The sequence below is a fragment of the Sphingobium sp. AntQ-1 genome, assembly GCF_028538045.1.
Taxonomy (GTDB): domain Bacteria; phylum Pseudomonadota; class Alphaproteobacteria; order Sphingomonadales; family Sphingomonadaceae; genus Sphingobium; species Sphingobium cupriresistens.
In genome coordinates, this window is sequence record NZ_CP117158.1 from 1759532 (window position 1) to 1785835 (window position 26304).

Consider the following 26304-nt stretch of genomic DNA (forward strand, 5'->3'; position numbering starts at 1 on the left):
CGGCGGCGGCCACGCGGCGCGATTTTTTCCCGGCAAAACAAGCGCGGGCGGATGCAATCCGCCCGCGCCCGCAATTCAGGCCGCCTGTTCGAAAGGCTCGTCTTGGCTGTCAGTTTGCGGCTCGACCGACCGCGCCACTTCCGCCTTCGCCTGCGCCGCCACCGTGCCGACGCCACCGCGCGTCGTGTAGGCCGACGCCGGAAATGCCATCCAGCGCGGCACCCAGCGTTCGACCTTGGCGCGTCCATTGGCACCGGCGAGATGGTCAGCGACGATGCTTTTCAGCACCTTGGCTTTCTCACCGGCATTGGCGCTGGCGACGGTCTCGCCCGCCACCTCGGCGACGATCCGCGACAGGACTTGCCTGTCGCGGACCAGCTCGAAAAAGACAGCGTCCGCCTCCCACCAGTCGGCCATGTCGATACCGATGTGCGTGCCTGCCGCCGCGACAGCGGCACTGCCGCTGGCCATGGTTTCGCCCATGACAATCGTGATGATCTCCATGACGACGGCATCGGGGAGCTCGATCAGCCGATCGAAAATGCCTGCGACGCCCTGCCGGGAGTCATGCGTCCCCTGAGCAGCGTCGCCATCGCCCCCGTTGCTGGAAGACACGTGACTTCCAACAATGGTCGGCTCCTCGGGCGAGACGCCAAGCATATCGAGGATCGCGCGGCGGCGCTCGTCGAAGACGGTTTCGGCGCGACAGGTCTCGAGGCTTTCGCGCACCCCGTCATTGCGGCTGGACTGTGGTTCGGGTGAGACGCGCCACAGATGCGATCCGCCAATGGCATGGGCGACCATGAGCCGCAAAGCGACGCCGGGATGGCCAAGCAAGGCCGCGCGGACGGCGGCATGGCGGTGCAGGTCGATATAGGTCTGCATGGTCGAGGTGATTTCGGGACGCGCAATGCTGGCAGGCTGCGACCCTTCACCCCGAGCCACTCTCTGGACTTCCTTGCGGGTGAGATAGCCCTCATGGAAGCTGACTTCGCCGGTTGCCCGGACATCAGTATAGACACGCCCGCCCTTCCGCTTGGCCGCCTTTTCATATTCCCAGCTGTGGAAAGGATCGGATGGCGGCACGATGACGACATCGCTCCAGCCCTCCTCCAGATAGGCCGTCCGACGCGCCTCGATGGCGGCATTCTGCGCGGTCCAGAAGGCATCGGCATCGGCGAAATAGCGGTCATCGCCGAACAGGTCGGCGATGGTCGCGCCCTTGTAGGTGTCGAGGTCGAACAGGGCGAAGCGGGAGGGGATGGACTGCCCGCCAAAGAGCCAAGCCTTCAACTGATGGCCGGTCGGCACATAGCTGTCGGGGTCGTCGAACAGCGCCAGCCAGCTCCGCTGCTGGCTCTTGCTGGCGAGGGTAAGGTGGCGAACGGTGGTGCGGTCGATCTTCTCCGCCGCGTAAGCCGCACGGATGCGCGGCAGGAGGTTTCCGAGCGCCAGGACCCGCGCGATGGTGAGGTCTGGAAGCCCGAAGGTCGCGGCAATGTCATCGACAGTTCGGCCCTCCTTCACCAGCCGGGTGAAGGTTGCCCACTGGGTCACTTCGTCGGCATCCAGCCTTGCCAGATTCTCGATCATCGATGCCTCGATGGCCGCAGCGTCGTCGGTTTCAGAAAGAATGCGACAGGGAAGCGGCTCGGCCTCGCCGGTTTCCTGGGCGACGATGAGCGCGGCGTGGAAGCGCCGCGCGCCCGCGATTATCTCGAAATGTCCCTCCTTGGACCCATCGACGCCGCTCGGGACAGGAGTTGGACGGACCAGCAGCGTCTGGATGACGCCGCGCTTGCGCACAGTCGGCAGGATGTCGGACACATCGGGGGCCTTTCGCCCATAGCGCATGTTGGTCCTGCTGACGGAAAGCTTGTCAGGCGCGATAAAAACGAGTGTCATGGCTCTTACTCCTTGTGAGTGCCGGTCCCTCACACTTCGCGGCGTAGGGGGGCCGGTTTTGCAATTGGCGGCGAAGCGCGCCGCCTGCGCGTCAAGGACCCCATCAAAATAGTACTTTGATGGGAGCCCTCATCCGCCGTCCGGTTCGCCGGAACGATGCGGAAGGTCTTGGGCGTTGCTTGCCTCCCGCGAAGGGTCCGCGCCGGGCGTTGATCCGCTTTGGGCGGCGCGGCGCAACAGGGTCTCGGCCCACAGGATCGAACCGGCACGGCGCGCCCATTCGGTCCAGACGGTCAGGGAAAAGCCGGTGTCGAACGAGAGGTCGCGTTCGATGAACAGCCCATAGGGCAGGCGCACGGCGGCGATCTCGGACAGGCTGAAATGGCCGAGTTCCGGGCAGCCGAAGCCAAGATCGGCCAGTCCGAACAGGGTGTCGCCGTCCTCGCCCAGCTCGGTCGCCAGCCATGTCGCCGCGCCCACGGGATTGAACAGTTTGACGACAGGCAGCGGGTCGAAGCGCTCGCCATTCGCGTCGCAAGCCCGCCGCGCAATGTCGTTGGCGCGCAGCGCGAAGCGGAGGTCGGGGGGCACGAGGATCATGCCGCCCTCCGCAGCCACGTGTTTGCCTCGGGCCTCCCATCCTGTGCGGCCGCCTGCGCCTCGCAGTGCCGCGACAGCAGCCAGTCGGCGGCTTTGGTTGCGGCGCTGGCGGCGCGAAAGATGGCGCGATTATCCTCGCGCAGGACCTCCAGCCATGCGCCGATATAGTCGGCATGGCGGACGGTCGGCGTGATGCCAAGCGCAGCGCAGAGGAAGGCGGAACCCATTTCGGCGACCAGTTCCTCGCGGGCATAGTCCTTGCTCCCGAAGCTGTTGATGAGGTTCCGGCCCAGCCGCTTGGGGTGGCCGGTGGCGTGGGTCAGTTCGTGCAGGCAGGTCCGGTAATAATTCACCTGCTCGAAGAAGGCCGGTTGCGGTGGCACCTGAACATAATCGAGCGAAGGCATGTAGAAGGCGCGGTCGCCGCCGACATGAAAATCGACACCGGATGCGGCAATGACCGCCTCGGCGACGGGGACGATTTCCCGTTCGGGCAGCGGGGCAGGATCATGGGCCAACCCTTCGCGCAGTCCTTCGCACTGGGCGACATTGAAGACCGTAAAGCGCTTGAGAAACGGAATGGATTTGACCTCGGGCGGTGCATTGCCGTTCGGCGGGGCGGTGCTCCCCCGGAGGCTCGCCTGTTCCGCCTCCTTGGGAATGAACCGGTCGGCATAGACGACGGTCACGCCCTGCTCGCCCTTGCGGACGCAACCGCCTGCCTGCCGGGCCTGCCGGAAGGTCAGCCAGCTTTGCGAGGGCCAGCCATGCGCGATCACCGCGCCCCACAGGATGAGGATGTTGACGCCCGAATAGGGCCGCGCGGTAAGCGCGTTGCGCGGCAGGCCGGGCAATGCGCCACTGCCCTCGCCTGTCCCCCATGGCTGCACCCAGGGTAGGCATCCGCCTTCCAGCTGCGTGATGATCCGGGCGGTCACCTCGTCATAGAGGTTGTTCCGCGTCTCTTCCTGACGCGTGTCGCCAGCACCCTTTCCACGGGCACTAGGCTTGCGAGGTTCACGCATGGTCTGTCTCCTGCGCCAGCCCAAAAAAGCACAAGGCCTCCCCGCAAAAGGCGGGGGTGGGCGGCACGAGCGACCAAGAGGCCCGGCTCAGCGGCCGGGGGCACCTCCCGGGGTCCCCATCGCGCAGCGATGGGGTGGACCAGAGGGCGAAACGCAGTGGAGCACCCCCAGCGCAGCGCCGGGGTTGCCCCGGGCCGCGACGGGCCTAGCCGGGAGCGCCGCATGCACCCGCCGCACCGGGAGAGGCCCGACCCGTAACGCCGCCGCGCGCCGCGGCGTCCGCCAGGGTCGGCGGGACGCCGGCCCATGCCTGCCAAGCGATCGACGCCGAATGGCCGGGACGCGTGCGGCCCGGCGGCCTTGCCGCAAGAGCGCGGTCGCGCCGCGCAGCGCGCGATGCAGCCAGACCTGCTGATCTATTGTCCCGCCAACGACTCGGTTTCTGCGCCGCAAGTCAGCCACGCATTATATCGCAAATATATGCGGACTATCCGCAGGCCCCTGTCCAACATGCTGGAAACAGACCTTTTCCCCCGCCCGAGAACGAGTTTTTGCAGGCCGTCATCCTGCAATCATGCTCGCATGGCGCTTCCACCGGGCTGTGGGAGACAGGCATTGCATCCAAGAAACGCAGGCGCGCAGCCGCCTTCCTTGATAGCGCGGCCCGCGCCCGGCGCTGGCGCGCCCGCCACGCCGGCACAGCTGGCCTGGGAAATCCTGCGCCGCAGGCAGGAGTATGAAGGCCAGCCTGCTCGTCGCCGGATCTTGCGCGCCAATCCCGAACTGCTCCTGATCGACGCTGTGCCACCGCCCGGCGACTGGGGGCTGTGTTTTCGCCGAGGATCCGGCCCTGCCTGCGGGCGAAGCCTGCCTGTTCTGGGACGCAGGGCTCGATGGCAGCGTCATCCCCGTCGAAGCGGCCTCCGGCGCGATTCTGAATGACGGGTTCGATCTCCTGGCCCTTCCGTGGCGAGCCGCGATGCTTCGCTGCGGCGGGCGAGAGGAACTGGCGATCGACGCGCCGGGTGGTGCGGTCCGGCTCAGCCTGGAATCGGGGACGCTGCTCAACGGGCCGGTCAGGCTCCGATATCTGCTCGACGGGCATCGCCTGTCCAACCGGCTGGCAGCGCTGCAGCGCTGGGACCGGCTGTGCCGGACCGGCACGGCTTCACCGACTTCCGTAGCGACGCCGAGCCAGGCGGCCCGCTGGCCGCTCCTGGTCGCGGCGCTGGACGCGATCGCCGATGGCAACACATTGCGCCAGACCGCCATCCGCCTGTTCGGCAAGGAGAAGGTCGAGCGCGACTGGCAGGATGAATCGGACTATCTGAAGCTGCGCACCCGGCGGTTGGTCACGCAGGCACGGGGCTTGGCCGCAGGTGGCTACCGGGCGCTGCTCTAGGCGAGGCCATCAGGTCAGGAAGAGTTCGCTAGCTCGGCCGCAGGCGCGCCAGAGTGCGCGGCACATATACCGATCTGGAAGGATGATCAGTGGCGCACCACGGGACGTAGCGATGCGTCCGTCTCGAGCGCCAGCGCGGCCGGCCACAACGGCGTCTTGACGAACAGTTGCTGCCGGTCGAAGCCGCGTCCGGACCGAAGCTCGTCCATGAGGCCGGTCCAGCACAGGGGCCGCAGGACATGGATGTAGAATCCGGCCGCCACCTGCCAGCCATGGCGTGCGAAATCCCTTTCCTCGCCGCCGAAAAGGACATGGCAGAGCCGCTCCTCGGTGACCCCGGCCTGTGCCTCCACGTTGATGATGTTGAGGAAGATATCCCAGTTTCCGACCGGACGCTCGCTTGCCCGCGCATATCGGCCATGGTCGATTTCGAACAGGAGATGCCTGGCCAGCAATTGCCATAATTGCGCTGGCCGGTCCTTCAATCCGATGGCCAGTTTTGTCGGGACCAGCGCGCCGCGATAGTGCCGTGCCAGCCTTGCGCCCAGCAGGACATCGTGGAGCAAGACCAACGGCGGGAAATCCTGCTCATTGAGAACGCGGTTGACCGCGAGAAGATCGGCAGCGGTGTAATGCGGCCACGCGAAGGCCTCGGCCGCCCATTGCACGAAATAGCGTTTCAACGCTTTGGACGGCGTGAGTCCGATAGGGCCGTTGGCGACCATATAGTCGATCGTCAGCCGGGCAGCCCGGAGAAGCGGAGAGTGGGCGAGGGCGGGCTCGTCGTCCGCGATCGGCCCGAACATAATCAAGACGGCGAACCTGAGGCGGCCTTTCCGTGCTGCGCGGTCGGCTTACCCCGTTCAAGCTCGCCGACGAGCCGCGCATCGATATTGAATGCCAACCCAAGCTCCCTTCGGATCATGCCGAGAACCTTATGCGCGCGAGACACCTCGGCGCCGAACTGTCGGGCAATCGTGGTCATCATCTTCCTGATCGGGAAAATCACACAGCCGGATGCGCAGATGCAAGCGCAATTCCGACCGCCCGGGAAACCAAGTGCCGGTCGATGCACATTTCCGCCTGACGTTCATGAACGGCCAATCCTGCCGGGATGCCGGAAAGCATAACTTTTATCATAGACTGACGCGAGCCCATCGGCACCGGGTTGTTGTTGGACTGTCTGGCGGCGGACTGGGGGCTATCTCCGGCAAAGGTAATATAGCTGCCCCTGTTGAAGTCCAATGTCTTGGGTCGACCAACTCACGCCGTTCACAGCACCGGGGGCGAGAGGCAGCTCTGGATAAAATCCGCCGTTCTCGCCTCAGCGGCCAATGACGAGGAGCCAATTGCTGACCAAATAATTGGCGGGAGGGCGTCCTGCCAACATTGATGCCAATCCTTCGATGCCAAATGCTTCTGCGCTCCATCCGCCACAGACCGCTACGATTGAGATTGTTATGGCTTATGTTAGCCAGCATGTTAAGGACATGAAATTGCCGAGCAACTAGCATGGGTGTCTTGGCGACAGAGAGATGTGTGTGCTCCCGCCCTGTGGAGGTCGCATGTCATTGCAAGCAAATCTGGACTTTCTCGCACGGCGATTGTCTCAGCGCGCCGCGCTCAGCGATGCTGACCGCGCTGCCGTGTCTGCACTTCCTTTTCAGCATCGGTATCTAAACCCAAGTGCCTATGTGGTTCGCGAAGGAGAGCCGCCCCGTCCGCACTGCAGTTTCGTTCTGGCGGGATTGGCGTTCCGACACAAGCTCACTGTGAATGGATCGCGTCAGATCGTGTCCATTCACCTGACTGGCGATCTGCTCGACCTTCAGCATCTGTTTCTCAACATTGCCGACCATAGCGTCCAGGCGCTGACCGAACTTGAAGTTGCCGACATTGAGCGAGAGCCTCTTCGGCAAATCGCTCTGGAGCGTCCTGCCGTGGGCCAAGCGCTCTGGATCGACGGCTTGGTCGATGCATCGATATACCGGGAATGGGTGCTGAATGTAGGCCGACGCGACGCCCGGGCGCGTATCGCTCATATCCTGTGCGAAATTGCGGTGCGTATGCACGCCGCTGGCGTCATAGACGCAGCCGATTTTCATTTGCCCATGACGCAGGAACAACTTGGGGACGCCACCGGAATGACGAGTGTCCATGTAAACCGGACGCTCAAGGCCCTCGCGAAGGATGGCATCATCAACCATAGCGGGCGATGGATCGCGATCAAAGACTGGGACAAAATCCGGCGGGAGGGCGACTTCAATCCGCTCTACCTGCACCTTGATCAGGTCGCCCCGCATTTCGCTGGAAGCCTATCGTCTCTGTTCCCTAAAACAGTTTAACGCACGAGGTTGCACCAATCGATACTTTGGGCGGCGGCTGGAGGTTAATATGCCACGTTACTTTTTCTCCGCTTCCGACGAAGAAGCTGATGAGATCGGAGCGGAATTGCGCGACCAAAGCGCGGCAAGGCAATTCGCGATCCGCTTTGCCGGTGAAGTCATGGACAATCAGCCTGACGTGCTTCAGGGAGGTCAAGGCTTCAGCATTTCGGTGACTGACGAGCGCAAGGTGCTCCTTTTCACAATCGAGATTGCGGTCATAGACGCGCCAAAGAGCTAGAATGCCAGCTGATCGCCAGCGCTGAGCCATTTTGGATGCATGCATTTTCTAGCTGACGCCAAATGATGCCTGGTGAGCAATTTGATCTTATTTTTAACATCGTGAATGACACAGGTTAGGTAGCTTGCCTTCGCTCCGGTCATGGGATCATCGCCCGACACCCAATTCGCTTGATCCTTCTCAGTGTTCGATCCGGGATGCTCGTCGAGCTTGGGATGATGAATCTCGTGCGTCATAGCGCTGTACTCGTTCTTGGTCTGTTCTTAAGTACATCTGTTATGTGTCGAGGTTCCCTGGAGCGAAGGCCATGGACCCGGCTCGATCGCAATCAGACCGCCGAGAGAGGGGGGTGGATGTACGGCCATGGTCGGGAACGGAGGAGTTCGAAAGTGAAAGATACAGGATTAGTCGCGGCGACAAAATTTTTACGCCATCCCTCAATGGTTGGGTCGGCTTTTCCGGCATCCGCGCGTATGGTTCGCCATATGCTGGCGCCTGTCGATTGGTCGAAGGTGAGGATCGCCGTTGAATATGGTCCGGGGAGCGGCCGGTTCACTTTTGCCATGCTCGAGCGGATGCGTCCCGACGCAAGACTGCTTGCGATCGATACTGGCGAGGAATTTGTCGGAAAGCTGCGTTCGGCAAGCGCCGATCGACGACTGATCGTTGTCAAAGGGTCGGCGGGCGATGTGGCACGGCATCTGGCGGAGCATAATCTGGGTGAGGCGGATTTGATCCTGAGCGGGCTGCCCTTCTCGACTTTTAAACCAAGTGAGGCCGAGGCGATCATGGCCGCGACTGCGTCTGCACTCGCGCCGTCCGGCATGTTCGCCGCTATCAGATGCGCACTGCCATCCGGCCGCTAATCGAACGTCATCTCGTGTTGCTGCGGCGGAGCTATGAATGGTGGAACATTCCGTCCTGTCACCTTTACTGGGCAACGAACCCACCACGATAGCCGAGAAGCGGGTCGACTAAGAAACATATGGGGAAGGTCAGTGGGACACTCGTAAGCGTACGGCCTCCCGCGTGTTGCGGCATTCAGGCTCGGCGCTGATGGACCTCCGCTAAGGAGTCTCTTTCTGGACTCCAGAAGGAGGCCTAGTGAAGGATCGGGTAGAGATCATCGCGCGCACCGAACGGCGCAGAAAGTTTTCGGATGTCGAGAAGGCAGCGATCCTCGCCGAGGCGGATGCAGACGGCGTATCGGTGCGTCAGGTCGCTGAGCGCCACGAGATTGCCGAGAGCCTGATCTATAATTGGCGATCGGCGCGTCGCCAGGCGGCGGCCATCGCCAGCGAGGCGCTCGAGTTCATTCCCTACGGTGCGATCATAACGGCGGAGCCTGTATCTGTGCCGGCGGTGTCCGAGCCCCAGAAGGCGCCGCGACCTGTTTCGTCGTCGATGCCGTCAGCGCCGGAGGAACTGATCCGCCCACATCCCGGTGCCCGCCCCGGCGCGATAGACATAGACCTGCCGAGCGGCGTGCGCCTGTCCGTAGACAGCTACGTCAACGAGAAGGCGTTGGCCCGCGTGCTGCGTGCATTCCGGGACGTATCGTGATCTCGCTTGCGCCCGGAACTAAGGTCTATCTGGCGAGCAAGCCGGTCAGCATGCGGCTCGGTTTCGATGGGCTGGCGGCGCTGGTCCGTCCGCTGTTCGCGGTCGAACCCTACGGTGGGCATGTCTTCGTGTTTCGTAGCAAGAGCGGCAATTACCTAAAGGCGTTGCACTGGGATGGGACAGGACTTTGCCTGTTCGCCAAGCGTTTGGAACGCAGCCGTTTCGTCTGGCCGCCGCTCATTGAGGGCGGTGTCGTGTTGACCTCGGCGCAGTTTGCGCTGCTGATCGAAGCGATGGATTGGCGCCGCACGGTGGCCCCTGATCCACCCCGCGTACCGCTCCAGATTTGACGCAATAATTGCCGCATTTCCGGGCTTTCTGCTTGGGCGGAAGGCCGGATTCTGCTAGCGGGAAGCGTGTCTCCCGACGATCTCGAACTCCCTGTTGATCCTGCAGAACTGCGCGCTTTTGCCGAGGCGATGCGCGCACGCCTGGCAGCTTCAGAGCAGGAGCTGGAAGCCGAACGCGCGGCCCATGACGCGACCCGCGAGAAGCTCGAGACCGCCCAGAACTCGATCAAGCTGACGGCGCTGCAGATCGAGAAGTTCAAAGTCCAACTAGCCCGCCTCCGGCGCATGAAGTTCGGACAGTCGTCGGAACGCCTTTATCTTCAGGCCGATCAACTCGAGCTGACGCTGGAGGATCTCGAGGCCGAGCATGCCCATGCCGAGTGCGTGATCGAGGGGCATGTGCAAGATGCTTCGGCCAAGGCTGCCCCTCGCAAGCCTCGCCGTGCTCCGCTGCCCGACCATCTCCCTCGCGACGAGGTTATGCACGCAGCGCCGGATGCCGACGGCTGTTCTGACTGCGGCGGCACAATGGGCAAGCTCGGCGAAGATGTGACCGAAGTGCTGGAGTATGTCCCCGGCCGCTTCCGCGTCGTCCGTCATGTCCGACCCAAGCTTTCGTGCAACCGCTGCAATGCAATCAGCCAGGCACCCGCCCCGGCGCTTCCCGTGCCGCGTGGCCGCGCTGGTCCTGGCCTGCTGGCCCACGTTATCGTTTCCAAGTTTGCCGATCATCTGCCGCTGTACCGCCAGTCACAGATATACGCTCGCGAGCGCGTGGAGATCAGCCGTTCGACCATGGCGGACTGGCTCGGCCAGGCAAGCTGGCTACTGCAGCCGCTGGTCGATCGGATCGCCGATCACGTCATGGCCAGCGTAAAGCTCCACGCCGACGACACACCCGTCCCGGTTTTAGCGCCAGGGACCGGGAAGACAGCAACCGGGCGGCTATGGGTCTACCTTCGTGATAACCGACGATGGAGCCATCTGGACAAGTCGGCAGCGCTTTTCCGCTACAGCCCCGATCGCAGAGGCGAGCGACCTCGCGAGCACCTCAAGACCTTTGCGGGCTTCCTGCAGGCCGATGCCTATGCCGGTTTCGATCGCCTCTACGCGAGTGACCGCAAACCGGCGCCGATCACGCCCGTTGCCTGCTGGGCCCATGCCCGGCGTAAGCTGAACGATGTCTACAAGGCAGACCCAAACTCGGCTGCGCTCGAAGGGCTGCAGATGATCGGAGAGCTTTACGACGTCGAACGGCAGATCGTGCGTGAGCCGGCGGATTTCCGCCGCAAAGCTCGCAAGCTCTCGAAGCTCAAGGCGTTGGATTTCTTCGCCTGGGCCGACGAAGTGCTGTCCAAGGCCTCGGCCCGATCACCGCTGGCCGAGGCGCTGCGTTATGCCGTGAAGTTGAAGCCGCAACTGCTCACCTACACCGACGACGGCAGGCTGGAGATCGACAACAACCAAGCGGAGAATGCCCTCAGGGGCATAGCCGTGGGCCGCAAGAACTGGCTTTTTGCAGGCGCCGATTGCGGTGGTGAGCGCGCCGCTTCCATGCTTTCGCTGCTGGAGACGGCCAAGCTCAACGGCGTCAATCCGCAGGAATGGCTTGCCGATATCCTCGACCGCATAGGCAAGGGGCATCCGATCAACCGGATCGATGAACTGTTGCCTTGGAACTGGGCCACCCCGCAGGCGTGAACGCGCATTCGGGGGTTAGTGAGCGATCTTGCCAATATTTTCTGACGAGCGAAACGAATGCCCGCATTTTGAACACGCCGTCGGCTGCTTCCAAAGATGCTTGGAATACAGCGGTGCGAGGAATTGGTCTGCGGCTTGCTTGGCCTTCGCGGTCCCGTAAACACGGTAGGCTGGCCAAGCGCACTCCGGACAGTGAAGGTTGAAGAGCCAAGCAGCCGGCATGGCGACAGTCGCAGATGCAAGGGCCACCCAAAATTCTTGCACCAGCCACGATAGGACGATGCCCGCCATCGCCAAATACATGATCCACCGAGCTGGCGTCTCCCAGCGTCTCGCCAGCGCCAGTCTAGCTTCTGTTCCGGTTTCCAGGCTCACCCCAACATTCCCCCTTTCGAACAGCAGTAGCCACCGTTTGATTTCATGAGATAGGCTAAGGAGGCTAGGCAATGTCCGCAATGGGGCGTTTTCTGCCGCCAACGGTCCCGGGCGGACGCTTACGGACACTCAGTATGAGGGTTGATCTTGATCAGTGGAATTTTCTGGAACGGTTATGAGGCCTTCGGCTTTCTAGATATATCTATCGGAAGGCACCCCCGTGGCGACACAGCTTAAACATCACATCCCGCTAGTTCTTGATCAGCCCTTTCAGGAAGAACTCAGTTTCTGGAACAGACGACGGCTGGCACCGGCATTTCCTCAGAACATGTCTCCCGCTTCATTCGGCGACGATATTGTCATGCAGCGGTTGCAGCATGCCTTTCTGGAGGAACTGCGGAAAGAGGTGATCGAGGAAGCCGCCGAGGCACCGACCGATGCCGACGGATTTATTGCTTGGTTCGAAAAGCTCAAGGCTATCGGACCCGGGCAACAAGATCGCCTTTTCCCCTGGCTTGCTGATGAGGCGAGCCGAGACGAGTTGCGCTGGTTCCTGTCCCAGGAGGCAGCCGGAGAAGCGGGGTTTGACGATCTTGTCGCGCTGACGCAGGTGAAGCTGCCCGCACGCGCTAAGCTGGAATTGGCACGCAATTATTGGGACGAGATGGGGCGAGGTAATCCCAAGGGCATGCATGGACCCATGCTTGGGCAACTGATCGACATTCTTGACCTCGATACACGCATCGAAAATACAGTGTGGGAAAGCCTGGCATTGGCAAACGCAATGACAGCGATGGCATCTTTGCGTGCCTATGCCTGGCACAGTGTCGGAGCGCTGGGGGTTATTGAACTGACTGCGCCGGACCGCTCAGCCCATACAGCCCGCGGCCTGCGGAGGATCGGATTGTCGGGCAGCGAGCGGCGCTATTTCGACCTTCACGCCGTTCTTGACGTGAAGCACAGCCGGGACTGGAATGACGAGGCGATCCGGCCGCTGGTTGCAGAAGATCCCCGGCGCGCTACGGCTATGGCCGAAGGCGCATTGATACGCCTGCGATGCGGAGCACGCTGTTTCGAGCGCTATCGCGCCCATTTTGGTCTTGAGTAGGCTGCATGACCGAGGAATATTGCGGCGACCGCAAAATCCTGCTGGTCGAGGACGATCCGGCAGTTGCGGCAATAATCGCTGAGCTCCTGGAAGACGCGCATTATGTTGTCGACGGTCCCTACGCCACTCTGGCCGACGGTATCGCCGCAGTGGCGGATGAGATGCCTGTAGGAGCGGTGCTCGACGTGCGTCTGGGGCGAGGCGATTCCGGTCTTCTGGCAGACGACCTCGATCTCTATGGCATCCCCTATGTTTTCTGTGCGGCAGCATTCGATCATCAAGCCGTCCACGCCCATCCTTCCGCGCCCCTGGTGTTAAAGCCCGACCTCGTCCGGAGGCTGGTGCCCACCTTGCGCCGAATGCTGCACTGAGATTCTGGCCAAAGATGTTAAGATCGGCGGGCAGCCCGGAAAAGCGCCAAAGCGACGCCGGACAGTGTAAGGCCGAGCAGTGCGCTAAGACGGGCGCGCAAGGCGAGCGAGGTATAGGGGCTTGCAGTCAGACCCGCTTCGTGCGGCGATCGGGCATGTTCATCCAGTCGCGGCACCTCCAGCGCATGGAGCATCGTCCTAGGCCGGTCGCATCGGCGACTGGCGGGCGTGGATGAAGAACTTCGCGCTGTGGATCGGGCGGACATGAACTTTGCAAGTGATCGGCTGACGCTGCTGAGTGACAGAGGTGGAGCATGTGCTTCCGGTCGGGTGCCGTCAGTCCAGGCCGGTCGAAGGACACGCGATATCGGGCCGACGCTGCATTTGCTCGCAGGCTCAAAAGCCCCTTCGATCTGCCTCATGCAAGATCGAAGGGGCAGGGAGCCGGGTCATTGGCGATCTCCGCCATGGCCCGTCCGTACACACAGAGAGATTCTGAAAAAGAAATGTCCGTTCAGGACTTGAGGCCCTTCGTCATGTTGAGATGTGCTGTCACAATGGGAACAAGCTTGGTCGCAAATTCCTTCAGTGAGGGAACGTCACCATTGGCAGAATAGGCTTTGAGCGTGTCGAGCGTCTCCTGATGTCCCTTGGTCTGCGCTTCGATATAGGCGGCATCGAAGTCGGCACCTTTCTTGCCCTTGAGCGAGTCGAGCGACTGTTGCTGCGCGCTGGACAGGAGCGGCTTGGGTACGATGGCCGGGGACGCAGCGCTCGCAGCCTGGCCGAGCTTTGCCGTTGAATCGGTATGCGCCTTGATCATCGATTCCGCGAATTTCTTTACGGACGCCGACTGGCTGTTGGCTTGCGCCAATCTCGAGCTTTCGATTTCGAATGTATCGCTCGCCGCTGCCGCATTGGCGAACATCTGGCCTGCGCTCTCCGCAACAGGCGCCGGTTCGATGGCGTTGACGCTGTTCATCGGCGCCGCCGCGGCGTTGTTGGACGTCGTATCGACCTTCTTGCCGCATCCGCCAAGTGTCAGCGCTGCCAATGATATCGCCACCGTCGCGAACTGCATCTTCATTGATCGTCTCCCGGATCATCCTCTGTCGGAACGTCAACCCGCCGCGTCCAAGCTCGTTCCCATGGGAGCTTTCTTTGCCACCCGCCGTTTGGTGATGATTGAACCAGCATATGGAGGACAGGCACATGGGCATCTTCAGTAAGATCAGAGACAAGATTTTTGGTCATGACGACCAGAAGGCAAGCAATGGCGCTCCTGCATCCGCCACGAATGTCCAGACGGCCAGCCCGACCCCGCCAGCCACTACGCCCTCTGCGTCGCCCGCCACGGCCACCGCGTCATCTGAGGCAGCCTCGCTGCCGCAGGTCGATGTCGGCGCGGTTCTTTCGGCCATGGCCGACGCCAGGGGCGGCGGGGGAAATTATCAAAGTTCGATCGTCGATCTGCTGAAGCTGCTCGATCTCGATTCCAGCCTTGCGGCGCGCAAGGAACTAGCCGACGAACTGGCTGTCCATGAAGGCGCTGACGGCAGCGCAGGGCAGAATATCGCGCTGCACAGGGCGGTGATGACGAAACTCGCTGAAAATGGCGGCGTGGTTCCCGATAGCCTGCGCGACTAAGGCCTCTGGCCGTGCCGCTCCATCTTGAGGTGCCGGCCCGGCGTTATCCTGTCAGAACCATATCTGTTGGGATGATGGCCCCGCGGTGACGCGGGGCCATCCTTGCGTCAGGCGATCCCGGCGCCGCCGGTCACGCCATAGACTTCACCGGTGATATAGCTGCCCTCCTGCGAGGCCAGCAGCACATAGATAGGCGCGATCTCGACCGGCTGACCAGGGCGGCCGAACTGGCTCTGCTCCCCGAACTTGGTGACCTTGTCCTGCGGCTGACCGCCACTGGATTGCAGGACTGTCCAGAATGGACCGGGGGCAACCACATTTGCCCGGATGCCCTTTTCGATCAGCTGTTTGGCCAGCGCCTTGGTATAGGCGACGATGCCTGCCTTGGTCGTGGCATAATCGAGCAATATGGCCGAGGGCTCATAGGCCTGGACGGAGGCGGTTGTGATCACCGACGCGCCGGCGGGAAGATGCGGCACGGCGGCCTGTGTGATCCAGTGCATGGCGTAGAGATTGGTCTTGAGCGTGCGGTCAAAATCTTCCGAGCTCACTGCCTCCACGTCATCGCGATATTGCTGGCTGCCAGCGTTGATGACGAGAATGTCGAGCCCGCCAAGGCCATTTACCGCTTCATCGACGAGCTTGCGGCACCAATTCTCATCCGTGATGTCGCCAGGCAGTGCGACCGCCTTGCGGCCCTCTGCCTCGATCAGGGCGATGACCGCCTTTGCGTCCTCCTCTTCGCTTGGAAGATAGGAGATGGCGACATCGGCGCCCTCGCGCGCATAGGCGATAGCGGCAGCTCGGCCGATGCCGCTGTCACCGCCAGTGACCAGCGCCTTGCGGCCCTTGAGTTTGCCCGAGCCGGTATAGCTTTCCTCGCCATGGTCAGGCCTGGGATCCATGTCCGCAGCGATCCCGGGAACCGGCTGCGGCTGCTCTGGAAATGGGGGCTTGGGATATTGTGCGCGCGGGTCCTGCATGGTGAGACGCTCTGCCATGTTCGCTCCTTGCTGATGGGGATGATGGACGACAGTCCAGTTTGCCGTTCTAGGCGACATGGCAAACTACGAGCCGCAGAGCCTTCCAGTTCCACAAAGGGTCATCTGGACGGCAATCTTATTCAAACCTCTGATCTGGATCAGGAAAATAGATCGCCTCTTGTGCGTTCTTGCCTGAAATCAGTTCAAGGGAATGGTGGTATCAACAGGATCCGGCTCGACAACGCACCCCCCCGGCGCGACGCGGAAAACCATCTCCAGCTCGAACATTATGCGGCCCTGGGCGATGGCCGGACCGTGGCTCTGAGCGGCGGCGATGGGTCGCTCGATTGGTGGTGTGTCCCCAATCTCGATTCTCCGCCCCTGTTCGATCGTTTGCTTGATCCGCAGGAGGGCGGCTATTTCGCCATCACGCCTCGTGAAGCGTTTGAGGTCGACCGCACTTATCGTCCCGAGAGTAATGTCCTCGAGACTATATTTACGACCGCTGGCGGTAAGGCGCGAATAGTCGAATCGCTCAACAGCGGTTCCGCAGGACGCTTGCCCTGGTGCGAATTGGCGCGGCGGATCGAGGGGCTAGAAGGTTCGGTACATTTCGACATCGCGTTGAGGCTTGGCCATCGGGCGGGGACCGCTTCGCCCTATATGCAGAATGTCGGAGGCCATGATGTCTTCCATGTCGGCAGCGTGCTGGGTCTCTTTCTGCGGGGATCGGCCGTAATCATCGAGCATCTGGGCGATGATGGCGCGACCGCAAGTTTGACGATCGAGGCGGGCCAGACGGAACTGCTCGCGATCGTGGCGGGCGAAGACGAGCCGCTGGTGGTGCCTTCGCTTGACGAAATAGACGCCCGGATAGACGGCTCGGACAATGAATGGCGCACATGGGCACAGACGGTCCAATGTGACGGACCATATCGGGAGGCATTGGTCAGAAGTGCCCTGGCCCTCAAGCTCCTGCTCTTTTCGCCCAGCGGAGCGATCGCAGCGGCGGCGACCACCTCTCTTCCTGAACGGATTGGCGAGTCCAAGAATTACGACTACCGCTTCGCCTGGGTCCGCGACGCAGGCTATACCATCAACGCCTTCCTGCGCGTTGGTGCCCAAGCGGAGGCGAAGGCTGCTCTGACGTGGCTGCTCAAGCAAATCGGGGAAGTGGGGCCGCGCGTTTTCTATTCGATCTGGGGCGGCGCAGCGCCTGACGTCCGGCCAGTCGACCTGCCCGGCTATCGCCGTTCAGAGCCGGTTGTCGCTGGCAATCGCGCCACGGATCAGCGGCAGCATGGAATTTATGGCGATATCTTCGAGCATGCTTCATAGACCATGGCAATATCCTGGACGCGCGCAGCGCAGAGATATTGGCCCATCTTGCCGACCAATGTGCGGACAACTGGCGCCAGAAGGATAGCGGGATCTGGGAGCTTGCCCAGGAGCAGCATTATACCATGTCGAAGATCAGTTGCTGGCAGGCCCTGGCCCGAGCCGTCGAACTGGCTGACGCAGGACAATTGCCGACGACCTGCCGCGATCGCTGGTCACGCGAACGAGACAGGATCGAGGCCTGGATAACGGAGCATTGCTGGTCCGAGAGCCTCGGCGCCTATAGCTTCTATCCGGGCTCGGATCGCCTCGATGCGTCCCTTGCCCTTGCTGTGCGCTTTGGGTTCGACGGACGAGATCGCCTGCGTCGAACGGTCGAGGCAATTGATCGAGAGCTCGGCTGCGGAGCCTATCATTATCGCTATTCCGGAGCCGACAAGGAAGAAGGCTGCTTCCTCGCCTGCACCTTCTGGATGGTCGAGGCCAAAATTCTGCTTGATCAGCCTGAAGCGGCGTCCAGGGCATTTACCGAAGCGATTGACGGGCTGGCGCCCACAGCTGGCATATATCCTGAAATGATCGATCCTGTGTCCGGTCGCTATCTGGGCAACATGCCGCAAGGACTGACCCATCTTGCGATCATTCAGGCTCTCATGTCGCTGCAGGCTGGCAGAGGCTAGGCTTCTCCAAAGATGGCCGGCTTCCAGGCTCCGCTGAAACCTGCGCAGGTTCAAGGCTGCTGGTTATAGGATGGGCCGGTATGCTCGGTCGCGACGTTGTCGCCGGTGACCTGATCCTGCTCCAGTTCCTCGCCATGCCAGACATTTCTCGCGACGAATATGATGATGAACATGGCGATGATGACGCCGCAAATGAATGCGCCGGCCTTTCCGAGCCGGCGGGGCGAGGGCTTGTCATCCGAGGCCATCAGTGAGCGCCCTCCAGCCATAGCTCGCCTTCCTCTTCGCCATCCCAATAGTGCGCGCGCTTGCCAATCACCTGGATAAGAACAAGGCCCGGCGTCTTCGTGCCCTGCGGCCACCACCGTTCCAGGCCTTTCGTCCAATGCGCTTCAAACTGGTCCTTGTCGCGGATGAGCATGGCTGTCCCTTCCACCGTCAAAAAGAAGGGGCGTTGTCCCAACAAGCCCGATTTACCCTGATAGCTTAGATTTACTGCGGGATCGGCCTTGATATCCGACACCATGAGCGTGGTCTCTTCCGTGAAAAACCAGGCACTACCGTCATAATCGACCTCGCGGTTGTTGCTCATCGGACGCGATCCGATCGCGCCGCCGCCCGTATGGGTGGCAAGCATCGCGAAATCGATCTCCTTCATCTTGCGCGACAGATCTTCAACCGACATGGACATGGCCGTCTACTCCTATTTGTTGCGGCATCAACGCACGAACAGGAATAACGGGCCACTCCAGCGAAGCGTCGCTGCAAGAACGCATCCGCTTGGATGGTATCAGCCTTGTGCAAGCTTCCTAGCCTGCGATGGCAAATTTTCCTCTGCGTGGGCGTCGGATGGTGACGGGCGGCGACCGCCCCGAACCATCTCCTCTATCCAGGTGAGCAGCAACTGATTGTAGGCCCGTCGGCCGCCTTCATCCCGCAGCGAATGGTCAGCGCCTTTTAGAATCCGATAGCTCAGCGAATTGCTGTTGTGGAACGCGGACATGTAAGAGCTGATGGTCGTGTGCGGCACATAATCGTCATGTTCCGATTCAACGATCAGAACGTCGCCGGCAAAGCGCTCGCAAGCGGCCAGAGCCTTGTCTTCCCGACCCGTTCGAAAGCGTGCCCGATAGGCATTGATGAGATCGCGGTCGAGCTTCGCCTTGGGCACATCCCAATGTTCGTCAGGATAGAGCGCAGGGACGCGAAGCGCCAGCCAGTTGATCGGGCGAGCCGCAGTGAGCAATGCCGCGAGATAGCCACCATAGCTGGTGCCCACGACCGCAATTGCCGAGGGATCGACCTGCTCCTGCCTGACGAGATAGTCATAGGCCGCCGTCACATCTGCAAGACCGTGCGACCGGGTCACGACATTGCGCTCTTCGGCATGTCTGGCATGGCCTCGCAGGTCGAAGGTGAAGCAGATGCATCCCAATTGGGCGATCTCTTCGGCTCTCACCATGTCCTGTTCGCGCGAACCGCCCCATCCGTGAATGAAGAGAATGCCAGGGACCAGCTTGTCGGGCGACAACAAGGTTGCCTCGAGGCTCTCGCCCTCGACGTCAAAGGATAGCTGACTGCCTGTCATTCCAGCTCCATCGCATATTTTGTCATCGGTCCTGCCACGGGATCGACACCGCTATAATAGATAATGCTGCCGTCCGGAGCAGCGTCTACCTCGCCATAAATCTCCATCGTCATGCATGTCACAGCCGAGCGGCCGCGGTCACGCGCCAGGGCTTCGAACGCCGCAATCTCCGCGCCGCTCGCGCCGCCGACACGCCAACTCTGCTCGAGCACGCCGATGCGACGTTCCCCGTAGGAATTGACGCCCGCGGCGACATCGTAATTGCGGCGAGACGCCAGCAAATCCGGATAGAACCGCGAGACGATATCGTCATAGGCGATCGCTTTATCGATCCCCTGCTGCAGTTCGTCAGCCAGACCCAGGCTCGCAAGCCGCTCCAGACCGCCCCTCACGACATGAAGGATGGAACCGCCATAGACAGTCACGCCACTGTTGTTGGTGGTGAGCCGCTGCGTGCCCCAATAGGAAATCGCCTCGCCAAAAAGGCGCGTCCTACCGACGCTGTAGGTGACAACGTCATCGAGATTCTCCTCGATCACCACGCCATGCCTCGAAATGGCAGCCTCGTCGAGCAGGGCCATCGCTTCGTCCAGTTCCTTGACTGACGTCGCGACGAACTGGCCTAGTCCGGCAGTGGCCTCGACCTCCTTCAGGCGGATCGCCGTGCGCCCGAGCATATCAAGAGCGGCAGCGCGGACCGCATCGAGAGTGAAGGCCGACCAGCCCGAAAGAACGTGAGGAGCAAGAGATGAGCCCAGTTCAGCGCGCCATCCGCCGGGAATTGCAGGGTCGTCGCCGAAGGCCGGATGCGTGATGACCTTGCTCCCGACAAAGGGAAACGGCACGACGCCACCGTAGATCTGGCTCTCGGTCTGGATGCCCAGTTTTCTTGCTGTCGACAGGTCGATCGTGCCGGTCGGAATGAAGAGTGTGTCCGGTTGGTCACTTGAAAGCTGTTGGTCACCCGACATGTCATGATCGACAAATCTTGCGGCGCCGAGCCGGGCAATCCTGCGGGCAAGTTCGCTCCGTGAGGCCTTGTCATGTTCATTGTTCAGGGCACTGGACTGGGTGGCATGGATCTTCACAAAATGGGTCTGATGCGAGCGAGCCATTGGGCCTCACGGATCTTGGAGCTGCTGCCGAGCGCAGTCTTGCAACAACCCCATGCTCGGACATTATATCCCTGACCTTACAAACCAGGCTTCCCTGATCTGCGGCTCCAGATCAGGACAGGGTCAGGGCTTGTCCTGGAATGCGCGCCACCAAGGCATTTCGCCACTCAAATGCCATTGGGTGCCGGCAAAATAATCCATGATCTCACACATATGATCTGCGCAGGCTCGGGCCAGGATCCAGCTCGGATCGCTTTTATCCTGCGTGGATAGGTCGCGGAGCAGCGAAATTTCCTCCGCCATGAGCGTCAGCGCTTCGACATCATCGCGCATGCGTGATTCCCGGCTAATATGTCCCTCTCATTCCGGTGAACTCAACGGAGCGAAGAAATATCCTTGACCGGGCTGCATTACCGCGCTCGCAAAGGGGATCATTTGGCCAGCCCATCCATTTCTTTCGAAAAGGAGAAAAGCGGTGAAGCAGCTGCATTGGCCAAGGAAACTGACGGTCGTTCGGCATGGCCAGAGCGCAGGCAACGTCGCGCGGGATGCAGCCATGCAGGCCAATGTCGATCGCATAGATTTGTCCGAGCGAGATGCTGACGTACCCCTGAGCGACCTGGGCCGCGACCAGGCCGGGGCGCTGGGACGTTGGTATGCCGGCGGGGCACCGCATGAGCGTCCGGATGTTCTCCTTGCATCTCCCTATCGGCGCGCCTGCGAGACCGCCGATCTATTCCGTCAGGCCGGAGGTTGCGCAGGCAATGTGCCCATCTGCTTTGACGAGAGGCTGCGGGAAAAGGAATTCGGCATCCTCGATGGACTGACATCCATGGGGATGGGCAGCATCGAACCGCAGCAAGCAGAATTTCGCAGGCTGCTAGGCAAATTCTATCATCGCCCTCCAGGGGGCGAAAGCTGGTGCGATGTCATTCTGCGACTGCGCTCCGTCATGGATACGATCGCGCTTCATCATGCGGACCGGCATGTGATGATCTTCACCCATCAGGTGGTGGTGCTGTGCTTGCGATACATCATCGAAGGCATGACCGAGGCCGAGATATTGGAAGTCGACCGTGAAGGCGATGTCGCCAACTGCGCCATCACCGAATATGCATTCGACGCGAAGAAGGGCAAGGATGGAGGGCTATTGCTTGGTCGATACAATGTGACGGCCCCGGTCGAGCAGGAAGACATGCCCGTGACCCGCGCGCCCGATGCCATAGCCGGTGCACGCGGATGAATTGCCAACAGCTCGACGAGGCTTGGCTGAAGCGCCATCCGCTGCCGGCGATCGCGCAAGGCGCCGACAAGAACAGTCGCGGCCGCGTCCTGGTGGTTGGAGGAGCTGAATTTGTGCCCGGCGCGCTTCGCCTTACCGGTGAAGCCGCGCTACGCGCAGGTGCTGGAAAGCTGCAGCTGGCGACAGTGCGATCTTCGGCCTTGTCGTTGGGCGTGCTCGTCCCGGAGGCAGCCATGATTGCCCTGCCCGCCGACGAAGACGGAGAAATCGCCCCTGCGGCAGCGGAAATATTGAAGGATCGAATCACGACCTGCGACACGCTTGTTCTGGGACCAGGCATGAGCATGGGCAAAGGTGCGCGGGCATTTATTGCCAATCTCCTCGATAGCCTCAATTTTCCTGGCAGTCTCATTCTCGACGCTGCGGCTCTGGTTTCACTGCGCGACTTCGACCCCTCACGGTGGCGAGTAAGCAAGAATGTGATTTTCACGCCTCACCATGGAGAGATGGCGGCGCTGAGCGGCTTGCCAATCGAAGAGATCAAGGCGAGGCCAGCAGCGATAGCCGCCGAAATGGCAGTGCGATGGAACGCCGTCATCCTGCTCAAGGGCGACATTAGCTATCTGGCCACAGCTGAAGGACAATACCTCGTTTATGAGGGGGGCTGCGTCGGGCTTGGCACGGGAGGCTCCGGCGATGTGCTGGCTGGACTCATAGGGGGTCTTGCTTCTCGAGGTGCGACTGCATTTCAGGCTGCCGCCTGGGGCGCCTGGATCCATGGAAAGGCTGGCAACATCCTAGCTGAGACAATCGGCGAGGTAGGCTTTCTGGCACGCGAGCTGTTACCGGTCATTCCTGCTCTCATCGAGCAAACCATGCGGACTCTGGGTCCTCCTGAGGATATCCTGCCCTAGCTGTCGTTCATTGTTGACTGCGGGAGCTATTGATCAGCAGATGCACGGTACATCGATTTCCGTGATCTTTCCCACCGCAGGCGCCAAGTGCCCTATCGGCCGGATCGAATGCTGGCGAATGAATGCAATAGGATCCTCATCATGCGCCAGCAGAACACCGCATTTCGCGCCGTCCACCCAAATGATTGATGCGCAGATTTCGACTTTATCGACTACGATTGTCACCGCCGTTCCGGCTGGTGGAAAATTAAACCCTTCCAGTTGCGCGCCATAGATCGACATATTTTTGATCGTGGCGAACTCGTACATGCCGGACCAGTTGACTATGCAGGGGACGTTCGCGGACTCACGGGGGCTTAAGCGACGTTCAGGCGTGTAGGCGACTGCGTTCAGCATCATATTTGTCCTCTCGTCCCACAGCAACGATCATCGATGTCCCTCATAAGCTTGGCCGCGCCGAGGCGAAGCACCGCATGACAAAAGGGATGGCAAAACTGGCCTCGCACATCCTTGGTGGGGGGAGCCACCGTGCCCCATAGCTGAGCCAGCGAAGATCAAAAGTCTTGACCGTCGTGGCCATGGGCATGGAAGCGCCATGCATGGCGGACACGTTGGCTGATTTCATCGACCAGCTCTGTCCAGTGTCCGCTGCTACGCGAATGTCAGCTTCCGCCGCAATCCTGCTACGAACCGGACATTCACCTATCGGTCAGTATCATGCATTCCTGGAAAGTTGGGCAGGGCTTCAGGAATGGCGGGTGTTGAATGGGGACCTGTCATTCCCGGCAAGGCTTGCGAACGTCGGTTTTGTCCCAAGCCTAGTCACCCCTGCAGTGGGTGATGGTTCTCCAACTGTCCGTTTCGAGGTCGAGGATCGAGACATCAAGAGACCGGGATTGAGGCAAGGTGGTGGCAGCTTGTTCGGCAAGATAGGCCTTGTCTAATTCCGCCTCTATAGAAGAGCCGTGGTGTAGATTTTGGAGGGAATGATGAGCAATCCGTCACAAAGATGGGATGCAGCAGTGGTCCGGAAATGGCTTGCGCTCCGGCTCAAAGCTTCAAAAGTGGATCAGGCGGCGGCGGATAGGCGCGGCTATGATGCGCGGGATGAGTATGACAAGGCTGCCGCAGAGGAATGGGTGTGTCATGCCCTTCAAGTCCCTGATTCCTCCAATGGGCAGGCCACCTTTGCCCAGCGCCTCAAGGACCTGATCGCCAGGGAAGAATATCAGGCGACGGGCATTTACGACGATGTACGATTCGAGCGACACGTCCGCAGCCATCTCAGGAAAGTAGCCAAGATGGCCAACGCGAATGAAGGGTTTGGGAAAACACTACATTACCAGTGAACTGAGCGCATTTGGCCCGCGAATTAAGGCTAGTGAGCGGCATTTCTAGAACTCGATCGCTGCGGATAATCGAAGTGCCCATGCGCAGACATGGGATGGCGGCAGGAAGACATGCATTCCTGACAACGCCTGTGCCTACCGTCCAAATCTGCAATCCACGGACGTCGACCTTTCAGGCTTTACGACGATGCAAACCGCGCAGGCTAAGGGCGCCGAGTCCGATCCGACCGGTGCGACCATCGAGCCATTTCGCGAGGAAAGCTTCATTGTCGTCAAGCCGGACGCCCAGATCCTTGAAGAGGCGCTGGAGAGCGGCGATCACGTTTGGCGGTTCAAGGAAGCTGATGTCGGCGCCACGATCCTCGGCAAACTCCTGCAATGACATGACCATGATCATTACGAGCTTGGTATCGGCGCAATTGACGGCAAACTCTGCGGAATTGAACGGTCCGGCCAACGCGAGCGCGAAGGGATCGCAGTCGGTCGCTTCGGCAAAGGATATGATACGCGCAAAGGTAATACGCCCGCCGCCTGCTTCGAACATTTCGTAGCTGCGCTGCGGCATGTTCATGCGACGCGCGACCTCACTAGTCTTGAGACCGCGATGGCGTCGGATGGCGCGCAACGCGCGCGAGAGGCAGGGATTTTGGTCCGACAGGTCCAGCGACGAGAAAGGCAATGGCACCTCCATCCTGCAAGACCCGCCTCTTATGCCGGTCGATTAGCGTCAGGCCGATCCCTGCCCAGCGGACAGGGGCAAACCGCCCTTCAACCTCACCTTGGTGCGAACGTCTCCTGCGGAGTATCCGCCTTATATTTGCAGATTATCGGCAGCTTGGTTGCCAAATGCAACTCTAGCGCTTGCGTAGGCTTGACCTGCCCGGTCGAAAACGGCTGATTTCCTTGCTCTTATGTCTCCTAAGCCGATGCTCATGCCCAAGGAGGCGTAGAGATGGAGCACAAGACGCGGATGCCATACGAGGCAGTTTATGCGGCGGTTACCGCTCGAATCGTTCAAGGCCATTATCGTCCGACCCACCGGATCGGCATAGCAGCGCTAGCAGAATCGCTCAGCGTGAGCACGACCCCGGTGCGCGAGGCACTGCGGCAACTGGCGGGGCGTGACATCATCGTCGAACGCCATCGCGAAGGTTTCTACCTCGCCCCGCTTACCGCGCGCGTGATCGCCGGCCTCTACGGAGCGCATGGCCACTGGATGCAGCAGATACTCGCGACAAGGCCGAGCCTGCGCTTGGGGGAACGGCATCGGCGCGGCCTGTGGCGCGCCTTCGACATGGTTGCCGACCGATCAGGTGATGCGGCGATGTCTGCTGTCCGTCGATATCTCGACGATCGGCTGCTTGTGCTCCGTCGGCACGAGGCTTTGGCCATAGGCGACCTGGCAGCGACTGGAAGCCTGTTTGCCCAAGCTGTGGCGCAGGGCGAGCATGATCGCGCACGCGTCATCAACGACGCTTTCCATATGCAATGTGCACAAGAGGCCCAGCGTCTCGCCGAGGCGCTCTACCCGATCCGATGACGGCTATGTCTATAGTTCAAATATAGGCCAGATATGATTTCGGTATAGATCTAGGGCAGGCGTCTACTGGCTCTGCCGCAGCTTTCGCGGCAGCATGACGGAGGTAGATATGACACATCAGACCAAAGCGGCACCGGCATCGGTCCGGCCCGCTCCCCGCGCCATCCCGCTCGGCGCAGCGCGCAAGCTTACCCGCGCATCCTTCGCGGGCATCCGTGCTGAAATGGTCAGCGACCGCCAATATACGCTCGGCGGCTGATCGGACCGGTGGCGTCGGCTTTCCACGCCGGCGCCACTTCCTTCACTGGGAGGCTATGATGCTGCCGCGCGACCTCTTTACCGTCCACAGCGTCCGCTGCGGCGATGGCCATGTGCTGCTCGACTTCGAGACGGACGGCTATTTCTGCCGCTATGAAGGTCCTGCAATCGAAGCTGTCGTACCGGCCGCAATGCCTCTTGAGCCCTATTGGCGCGAGCCGTCCGTTGAATATCCGCAGGTCAAGCCCAGGACTATTGGCTGCTTCCTTCTGGCCTATGCCACTGCGCTCGCGCGCTTTCCCCGCCAGCCTGTCCGTGCCCTGCTGATCGACGCTCTCCAACTCGAGCGCATTCCTCGACCGAACGCGCCTTCGCCTGTGCAACTGGCAGCCTGCTTCGAGCGCCTTTCGCTCTATCTGCCCATCCAGCCGTCCTGCCTGCTCAAGGCCTATGCGCTGCTTCATTATCTCGCTGACCATGGCCATGGCGCCGATTGGGTGATTGGCGTCCAGCTCTTCCCCTTCCGTGCCCATTGCTGGCTGGCGATCGACGACGTGCTGCTTGGCGAGCGCGCACATCTCCTGGAAGACTATGTTCCGATTTACCGGCTCAGGTGCCGTTGAC

Annotated in this window: 35 protein-coding genes; 19 read left to right on the plus strand and 16 right to left on the minus strand. The window is 61.1% G+C overall.

The genetic code is table 11. The features are described 5' to 3' along the window. Nucleotides 1-75: 75 nt before the first annotated feature. The 3 genes from sphantq_RS08745 to sphantq_RS08755 form a co-directional block, all read right to left on the minus strand. Complete coding sequence (locus tag sphantq_RS08745; protein ID WP_272800075.1) at nt 76-1905, minus strand: ParB/RepB/Spo0J family partition protein; 1830 nt, start codon at nt 1903-1905, stop codon at nt 76-78. Nucleotides 1906-2034: 129 nt separating this feature from the next. Beyond that, complete coding sequence (locus tag sphantq_RS08750) at nt 2035-2505, minus strand: DUF2958 domain-containing protein (protein WP_272800076.1); 471 nt, start codon at nt 2503-2505, stop codon at nt 2035-2037. After that, nucleotides 2502-3530: an ArdC family protein gene (locus sphantq_RS08755; RefSeq protein ID WP_272800077.1), complete on the minus strand. Its 1029-nt coding sequence runs from the start codon at nt 3528-3530 to the stop codon at nt 2502-2504. Before sphantq_RS08755 ends, sphantq_RS08750 begins: the two co-directional genes overlap by 4 nt. A 979-nt stretch (nt 3531-4509) precedes the next feature. Here sphantq_RS08755 and sphantq_RS08760 point away from each other — a divergent pair. Then, on the plus strand, nt 4510-4932 hold the full coding sequence (locus sphantq_RS08760) for a DUF2285 domain-containing protein (RefSeq protein WP_272800078.1): 423 nt from the start codon (nt 4510-4512) through the stop codon (nt 4930-4932). Between the two features lie 86 nt (nt 4933-5018). Here the strand turns inward: sphantq_RS08760 and sphantq_RS08765 are convergent, their stop codons facing one another. Both sphantq_RS08765 and sphantq_RS08770 read right to left on the minus strand, forming a co-directional pair. Further along, on the minus strand, nt 5019-5738 hold the full coding sequence (locus tag sphantq_RS08765) for a hypothetical protein (RefSeq protein WP_272800079.1): 720 nt from the start codon (nt 5736-5738) through the stop codon (nt 5019-5021). Between the two features lie 2 nt (nt 5739-5740). Further along, complete coding sequence (locus sphantq_RS08770; RefSeq protein ID WP_272800080.1) at nt 5741-5920, minus strand: hypothetical protein; 180 nt, start codon at nt 5918-5920, stop codon at nt 5741-5743. Nucleotides 5921-6497: 577 nt separating this feature from the next. Here sphantq_RS08770 and sphantq_RS08775 point away from each other — a divergent pair. Beyond that, complete coding sequence (locus sphantq_RS08775; protein WP_272800081.1) at nt 6498-7277, plus strand: Crp/Fnr family transcriptional regulator; 780 nt, start codon at nt 6498-6500, stop codon at nt 7275-7277. Between the two features lie 49 nt (nt 7278-7326). After that, on the plus strand, nt 7327-7557 hold the full coding sequence (locus sphantq_RS08780) for a DUF6894 family protein (RefSeq protein ID WP_272800082.1): 231 nt from the start codon (nt 7327-7329) through the stop codon (nt 7555-7557). Here the strand turns inward: sphantq_RS08780 and sphantq_RS08785 are convergent. After that, nucleotides 7554-7793 (minus strand): DUF3072 domain-containing protein, encoded by a 240-nt coding sequence (locus sphantq_RS08785; RefSeq protein ID WP_272800083.1) that lies wholly within the window; start codon nt 7791-7793, stop codon nt 7554-7556. The genes sphantq_RS08780 and sphantq_RS08785 overlap by 4 nt on opposite strands. A gap of 153 nt (nt 7794-7946) precedes the next feature. Here sphantq_RS08785 and sphantq_RS08790 point away from each other — a divergent pair, with 153 nt between their 5' ends. From sphantq_RS08790 to tnpC, 4 genes are all read left to right on the plus strand, one after another. Then, entirely contained in the window at nt 7947-8423 is a 477-nt protein-coding gene (locus sphantq_RS08790) for a class I SAM-dependent methyltransferase (RefSeq protein ID WP_272800084.1), read from the plus strand. Nucleotides 8424-8661: 238 nt separating this feature from the next. Beyond that, nucleotides 8662-9120: an IS66-like element accessory protein TnpA gene (gene tnpA, locus sphantq_RS08795; RefSeq protein WP_272800085.1), complete on the plus strand. Its 459-nt coding sequence runs from the start codon at nt 8662-8664 to the stop codon at nt 9118-9120. Next, nucleotides 9117-9470, plus strand: a complete 354-nt coding sequence (gene tnpB / locus sphantq_RS08800; protein WP_272800086.1) for an IS66 family insertion sequence element accessory protein TnpB — start codon at nt 9117-9119, stop codon at nt 9468-9470. Before tnpA ends, tnpB begins: the two co-directional genes overlap by 4 nt. Before the next feature lie 129 nt (nt 9471-9599). Beyond that, complete coding sequence (gene tnpC, locus sphantq_RS08805; RefSeq protein ID WP_272800208.1) at nt 9600-11171, plus strand: IS66 family transposase; 1572 nt, start codon at nt 9600-9602, stop codon at nt 11169-11171. A gap of 15 nt (nt 11172-11186) precedes the next feature. Here tnpC and sphantq_RS08810 read toward each other — a convergent pair whose 3' ends face one another. After that, a complete protein-coding gene (locus tag sphantq_RS08810; RefSeq protein ID WP_272800087.1) occupies nt 11187-11546 on the minus strand; it encodes a hypothetical protein in 360 nt (119 codons plus the stop codon). A gap of 220 nt (nt 11547-11766) precedes the next feature. On the opposite strand from sphantq_RS08810, the gene sphantq_RS08815 reads away from it, so the two are divergent. Together sphantq_RS08815 and sphantq_RS08820 are read left to right on the plus strand one after the other, a co-directional pair. Then, nucleotides 11767-12654 (plus strand): iron-containing redox enzyme family protein, encoded by an 888-nt coding sequence (locus tag sphantq_RS08815; RefSeq protein WP_272800088.1) that lies wholly within the window; start codon nt 11767-11769, stop codon nt 12652-12654. Nucleotides 12655-12659: 5 nt separating this feature from the next. After that, nucleotides 12660-13025 (plus strand): hypothetical protein, encoded by a 366-nt coding sequence (locus sphantq_RS08820; RefSeq protein WP_272800089.1) that lies wholly within the window; start codon nt 12660-12662, stop codon nt 13023-13025. Between the two features lie 514 nt (nt 13026-13539). On the opposite strand, the gene sphantq_RS08825 is transcribed toward sphantq_RS08820, so the two are convergent. Further along, entirely contained in the window at nt 13540-14112 is a 573-nt protein-coding gene (locus sphantq_RS08825) for a DUF4142 domain-containing protein (protein WP_272800090.1), read from the minus strand. Between the two features lie 125 nt (nt 14113-14237). Between sphantq_RS08825 and sphantq_RS08830 the strand changes: the two genes are divergently transcribed. Then, nucleotides 14238-14672 (plus strand): DUF3597 domain-containing protein, encoded by a 435-nt coding sequence (locus sphantq_RS08830; RefSeq protein ID WP_272800091.1) that lies wholly within the window; start codon nt 14238-14240, stop codon nt 14670-14672. Between the two features lie 107 nt (nt 14673-14779). On the opposite strand, the gene sphantq_RS08835 is transcribed toward sphantq_RS08830, so the two are convergent. Beyond that, complete coding sequence (locus sphantq_RS08835; RefSeq protein WP_272800092.1) at nt 14780-15673, minus strand: SDR family oxidoreductase; 894 nt, start codon at nt 15671-15673, stop codon at nt 14780-14782. Between the two features lie 21 nt (nt 15674-15694). Here sphantq_RS08835 and sphantq_RS24295 point away from each other — a divergent pair, with 21 nt between their 5' ends. Together sphantq_RS24295 and sphantq_RS24300 are read left to right on the plus strand one after the other, a co-directional pair. Next, complete coding sequence (locus sphantq_RS24295; protein WP_336314444.1) at nt 15695-16993, plus strand: glycoside hydrolase family 15 protein; 1299 nt, start codon at nt 15695-15697, stop codon at nt 16991-16993. Between the two features lie 38 nt (nt 16994-17031). Next, nucleotides 17032-17673 carry a glycoside hydrolase family 15 protein gene (locus tag sphantq_RS24300; protein ID WP_336314445.1) on the plus strand — a complete coding sequence of 214 codons (642 nt, stop codon included), beginning with the start codon at nt 17032-17034 and terminating at the stop codon, nt 17671-17673. A 50-nt stretch (nt 17674-17723) separates the two neighbouring features. Here sphantq_RS24300 and sphantq_RS08845 read toward each other — a convergent pair whose 3' ends face one another. From sphantq_RS08845 to sphantq_RS08865, 5 genes are all read right to left on the minus strand, one after another. Then, nucleotides 17724-17921, minus strand: coding sequence for a hypothetical protein (locus sphantq_RS08845; protein ID WP_272800093.1), 198 nt, complete (start codon nt 17919-17921; stop codon nt 17724-17726). After that, the gene (locus sphantq_RS08850; RefSeq protein WP_272800094.1) at nt 17921-18364 is read right to left on the minus strand and encodes a pyridoxamine 5'-phosphate oxidase family protein; all 444 of its coding nucleotides are present in this window, start codon (nt 18362-18364) and stop codon (nt 17921-17923) included. The genes sphantq_RS08845 and sphantq_RS08850 overlap by 1 nt, the downstream gene beginning before the upstream one ends. 99 nt (nt 18365-18463) lie before the next feature. After that, nucleotides 18464-19261, minus strand: coding sequence for an alpha/beta hydrolase family protein (locus sphantq_RS08855; protein WP_272800095.1), 798 nt, complete (start codon nt 19259-19261; stop codon nt 18464-18466). Then, complete coding sequence (locus sphantq_RS08860; protein ID WP_272800096.1) at nt 19258-20376, minus strand: DUF3182 family protein; 1119 nt, start codon at nt 20374-20376, stop codon at nt 19258-19260. Before sphantq_RS08860 ends, sphantq_RS08855 begins: the two co-directional genes overlap by 4 nt. Before the next feature lie 123 nt (nt 20377-20499). Beyond that, the gene (locus sphantq_RS08865) at nt 20500-20709 is read right to left on the minus strand and encodes a hypothetical protein (protein WP_272800097.1); all 210 of its coding nucleotides are present in this window, start codon (nt 20707-20709) and stop codon (nt 20500-20502) included. 142 nt (nt 20710-20851) lie between these two features. Between sphantq_RS08865 and sphantq_RS08870 the strand changes: the two genes are divergently transcribed. After that, on the plus strand, nt 20852-21619 hold the full coding sequence (locus sphantq_RS08870) for a histidine phosphatase family protein (protein WP_272800098.1): 768 nt from the start codon (nt 20852-20854) through the stop codon (nt 21617-21619). Then, entirely contained in the window at nt 21616-22533 is a 918-nt protein-coding gene (locus sphantq_RS08875; RefSeq protein WP_272800099.1) for an NAD(P)H-hydrate dehydratase, read from the plus strand. The genes sphantq_RS08870 and sphantq_RS08875 overlap by 4 nt, the downstream gene beginning before the upstream one ends. 33 nt (nt 22534-22566) lie before the next feature. Here sphantq_RS08875 and sphantq_RS08880 read toward each other — a convergent pair whose 3' ends face one another. Beyond that, nucleotides 22567-22932, minus strand: a complete 366-nt coding sequence (locus tag sphantq_RS08880) for a hypothetical protein (protein WP_272800100.1) — start codon at nt 22930-22932, stop codon at nt 22567-22569. A gap of 200 nt (nt 22933-23132) precedes the next feature. Here sphantq_RS08880 and sphantq_RS08885 point away from each other — a divergent pair, with 200 nt between their 5' ends. Both sphantq_RS08885 and sphantq_RS08890 read left to right on the plus strand, forming a co-directional pair. Further along, nucleotides 23133-23477 carry a hypothetical protein gene (locus tag sphantq_RS08885; RefSeq protein WP_272800101.1) on the plus strand — a complete coding sequence of 115 codons (345 nt, stop codon included), beginning with the start codon at nt 23133-23135 and terminating at the stop codon, nt 23475-23477. 42 nt (nt 23478-23519) lie between these two features. Beyond that, the gene (locus sphantq_RS08890; protein ID WP_336314446.1) at nt 23520-23882 is read left to right on the plus strand and encodes a hypothetical protein; all 363 of its coding nucleotides are present in this window, start codon (nt 23520-23522) and stop codon (nt 23880-23882) included. A 172-nt stretch (nt 23883-24054) separates the two neighbouring features. Here sphantq_RS08890 and sphantq_RS08895 read toward each other — a convergent pair whose 3' ends face one another. Next, nucleotides 24055-24573, minus strand: coding sequence for a helix-turn-helix domain-containing protein (locus sphantq_RS08895; RefSeq protein WP_272800102.1), 519 nt, complete (start codon nt 24571-24573; stop codon nt 24055-24057). A gap of 279 nt (nt 24574-24852) precedes the next feature. On the opposite strand from sphantq_RS08895, the gene sphantq_RS08900 reads away from it, so the two are divergent. The 3 genes from sphantq_RS08900 (at nt 24853) to sphantq_RS08910 (ending at nt 26303) form a co-directional block, all read left to right on the plus strand. Further along, nucleotides 24853-25422: a GntR family transcriptional regulator gene (locus sphantq_RS08900; RefSeq protein ID WP_272800210.1), complete on the plus strand. Its 570-nt coding sequence runs from the start codon at nt 24853-24855 to the stop codon at nt 25420-25422. 109 nt (nt 25423-25531) lie between these two features. Further along, nucleotides 25532-25681, plus strand: a complete 150-nt coding sequence (locus sphantq_RS08905; RefSeq protein WP_272800103.1) for a hypothetical protein — start codon at nt 25532-25534, stop codon at nt 25679-25681. Between the two features lie 55 nt (nt 25682-25736). Next, complete coding sequence (locus sphantq_RS08910) at nt 25737-26303, plus strand: lasso peptide biosynthesis B2 protein (protein ID WP_272800104.1); 567 nt, start codon at nt 25737-25739, stop codon at nt 26301-26303. Nucleotide 26304: the final 1 nt, after the last annotated feature.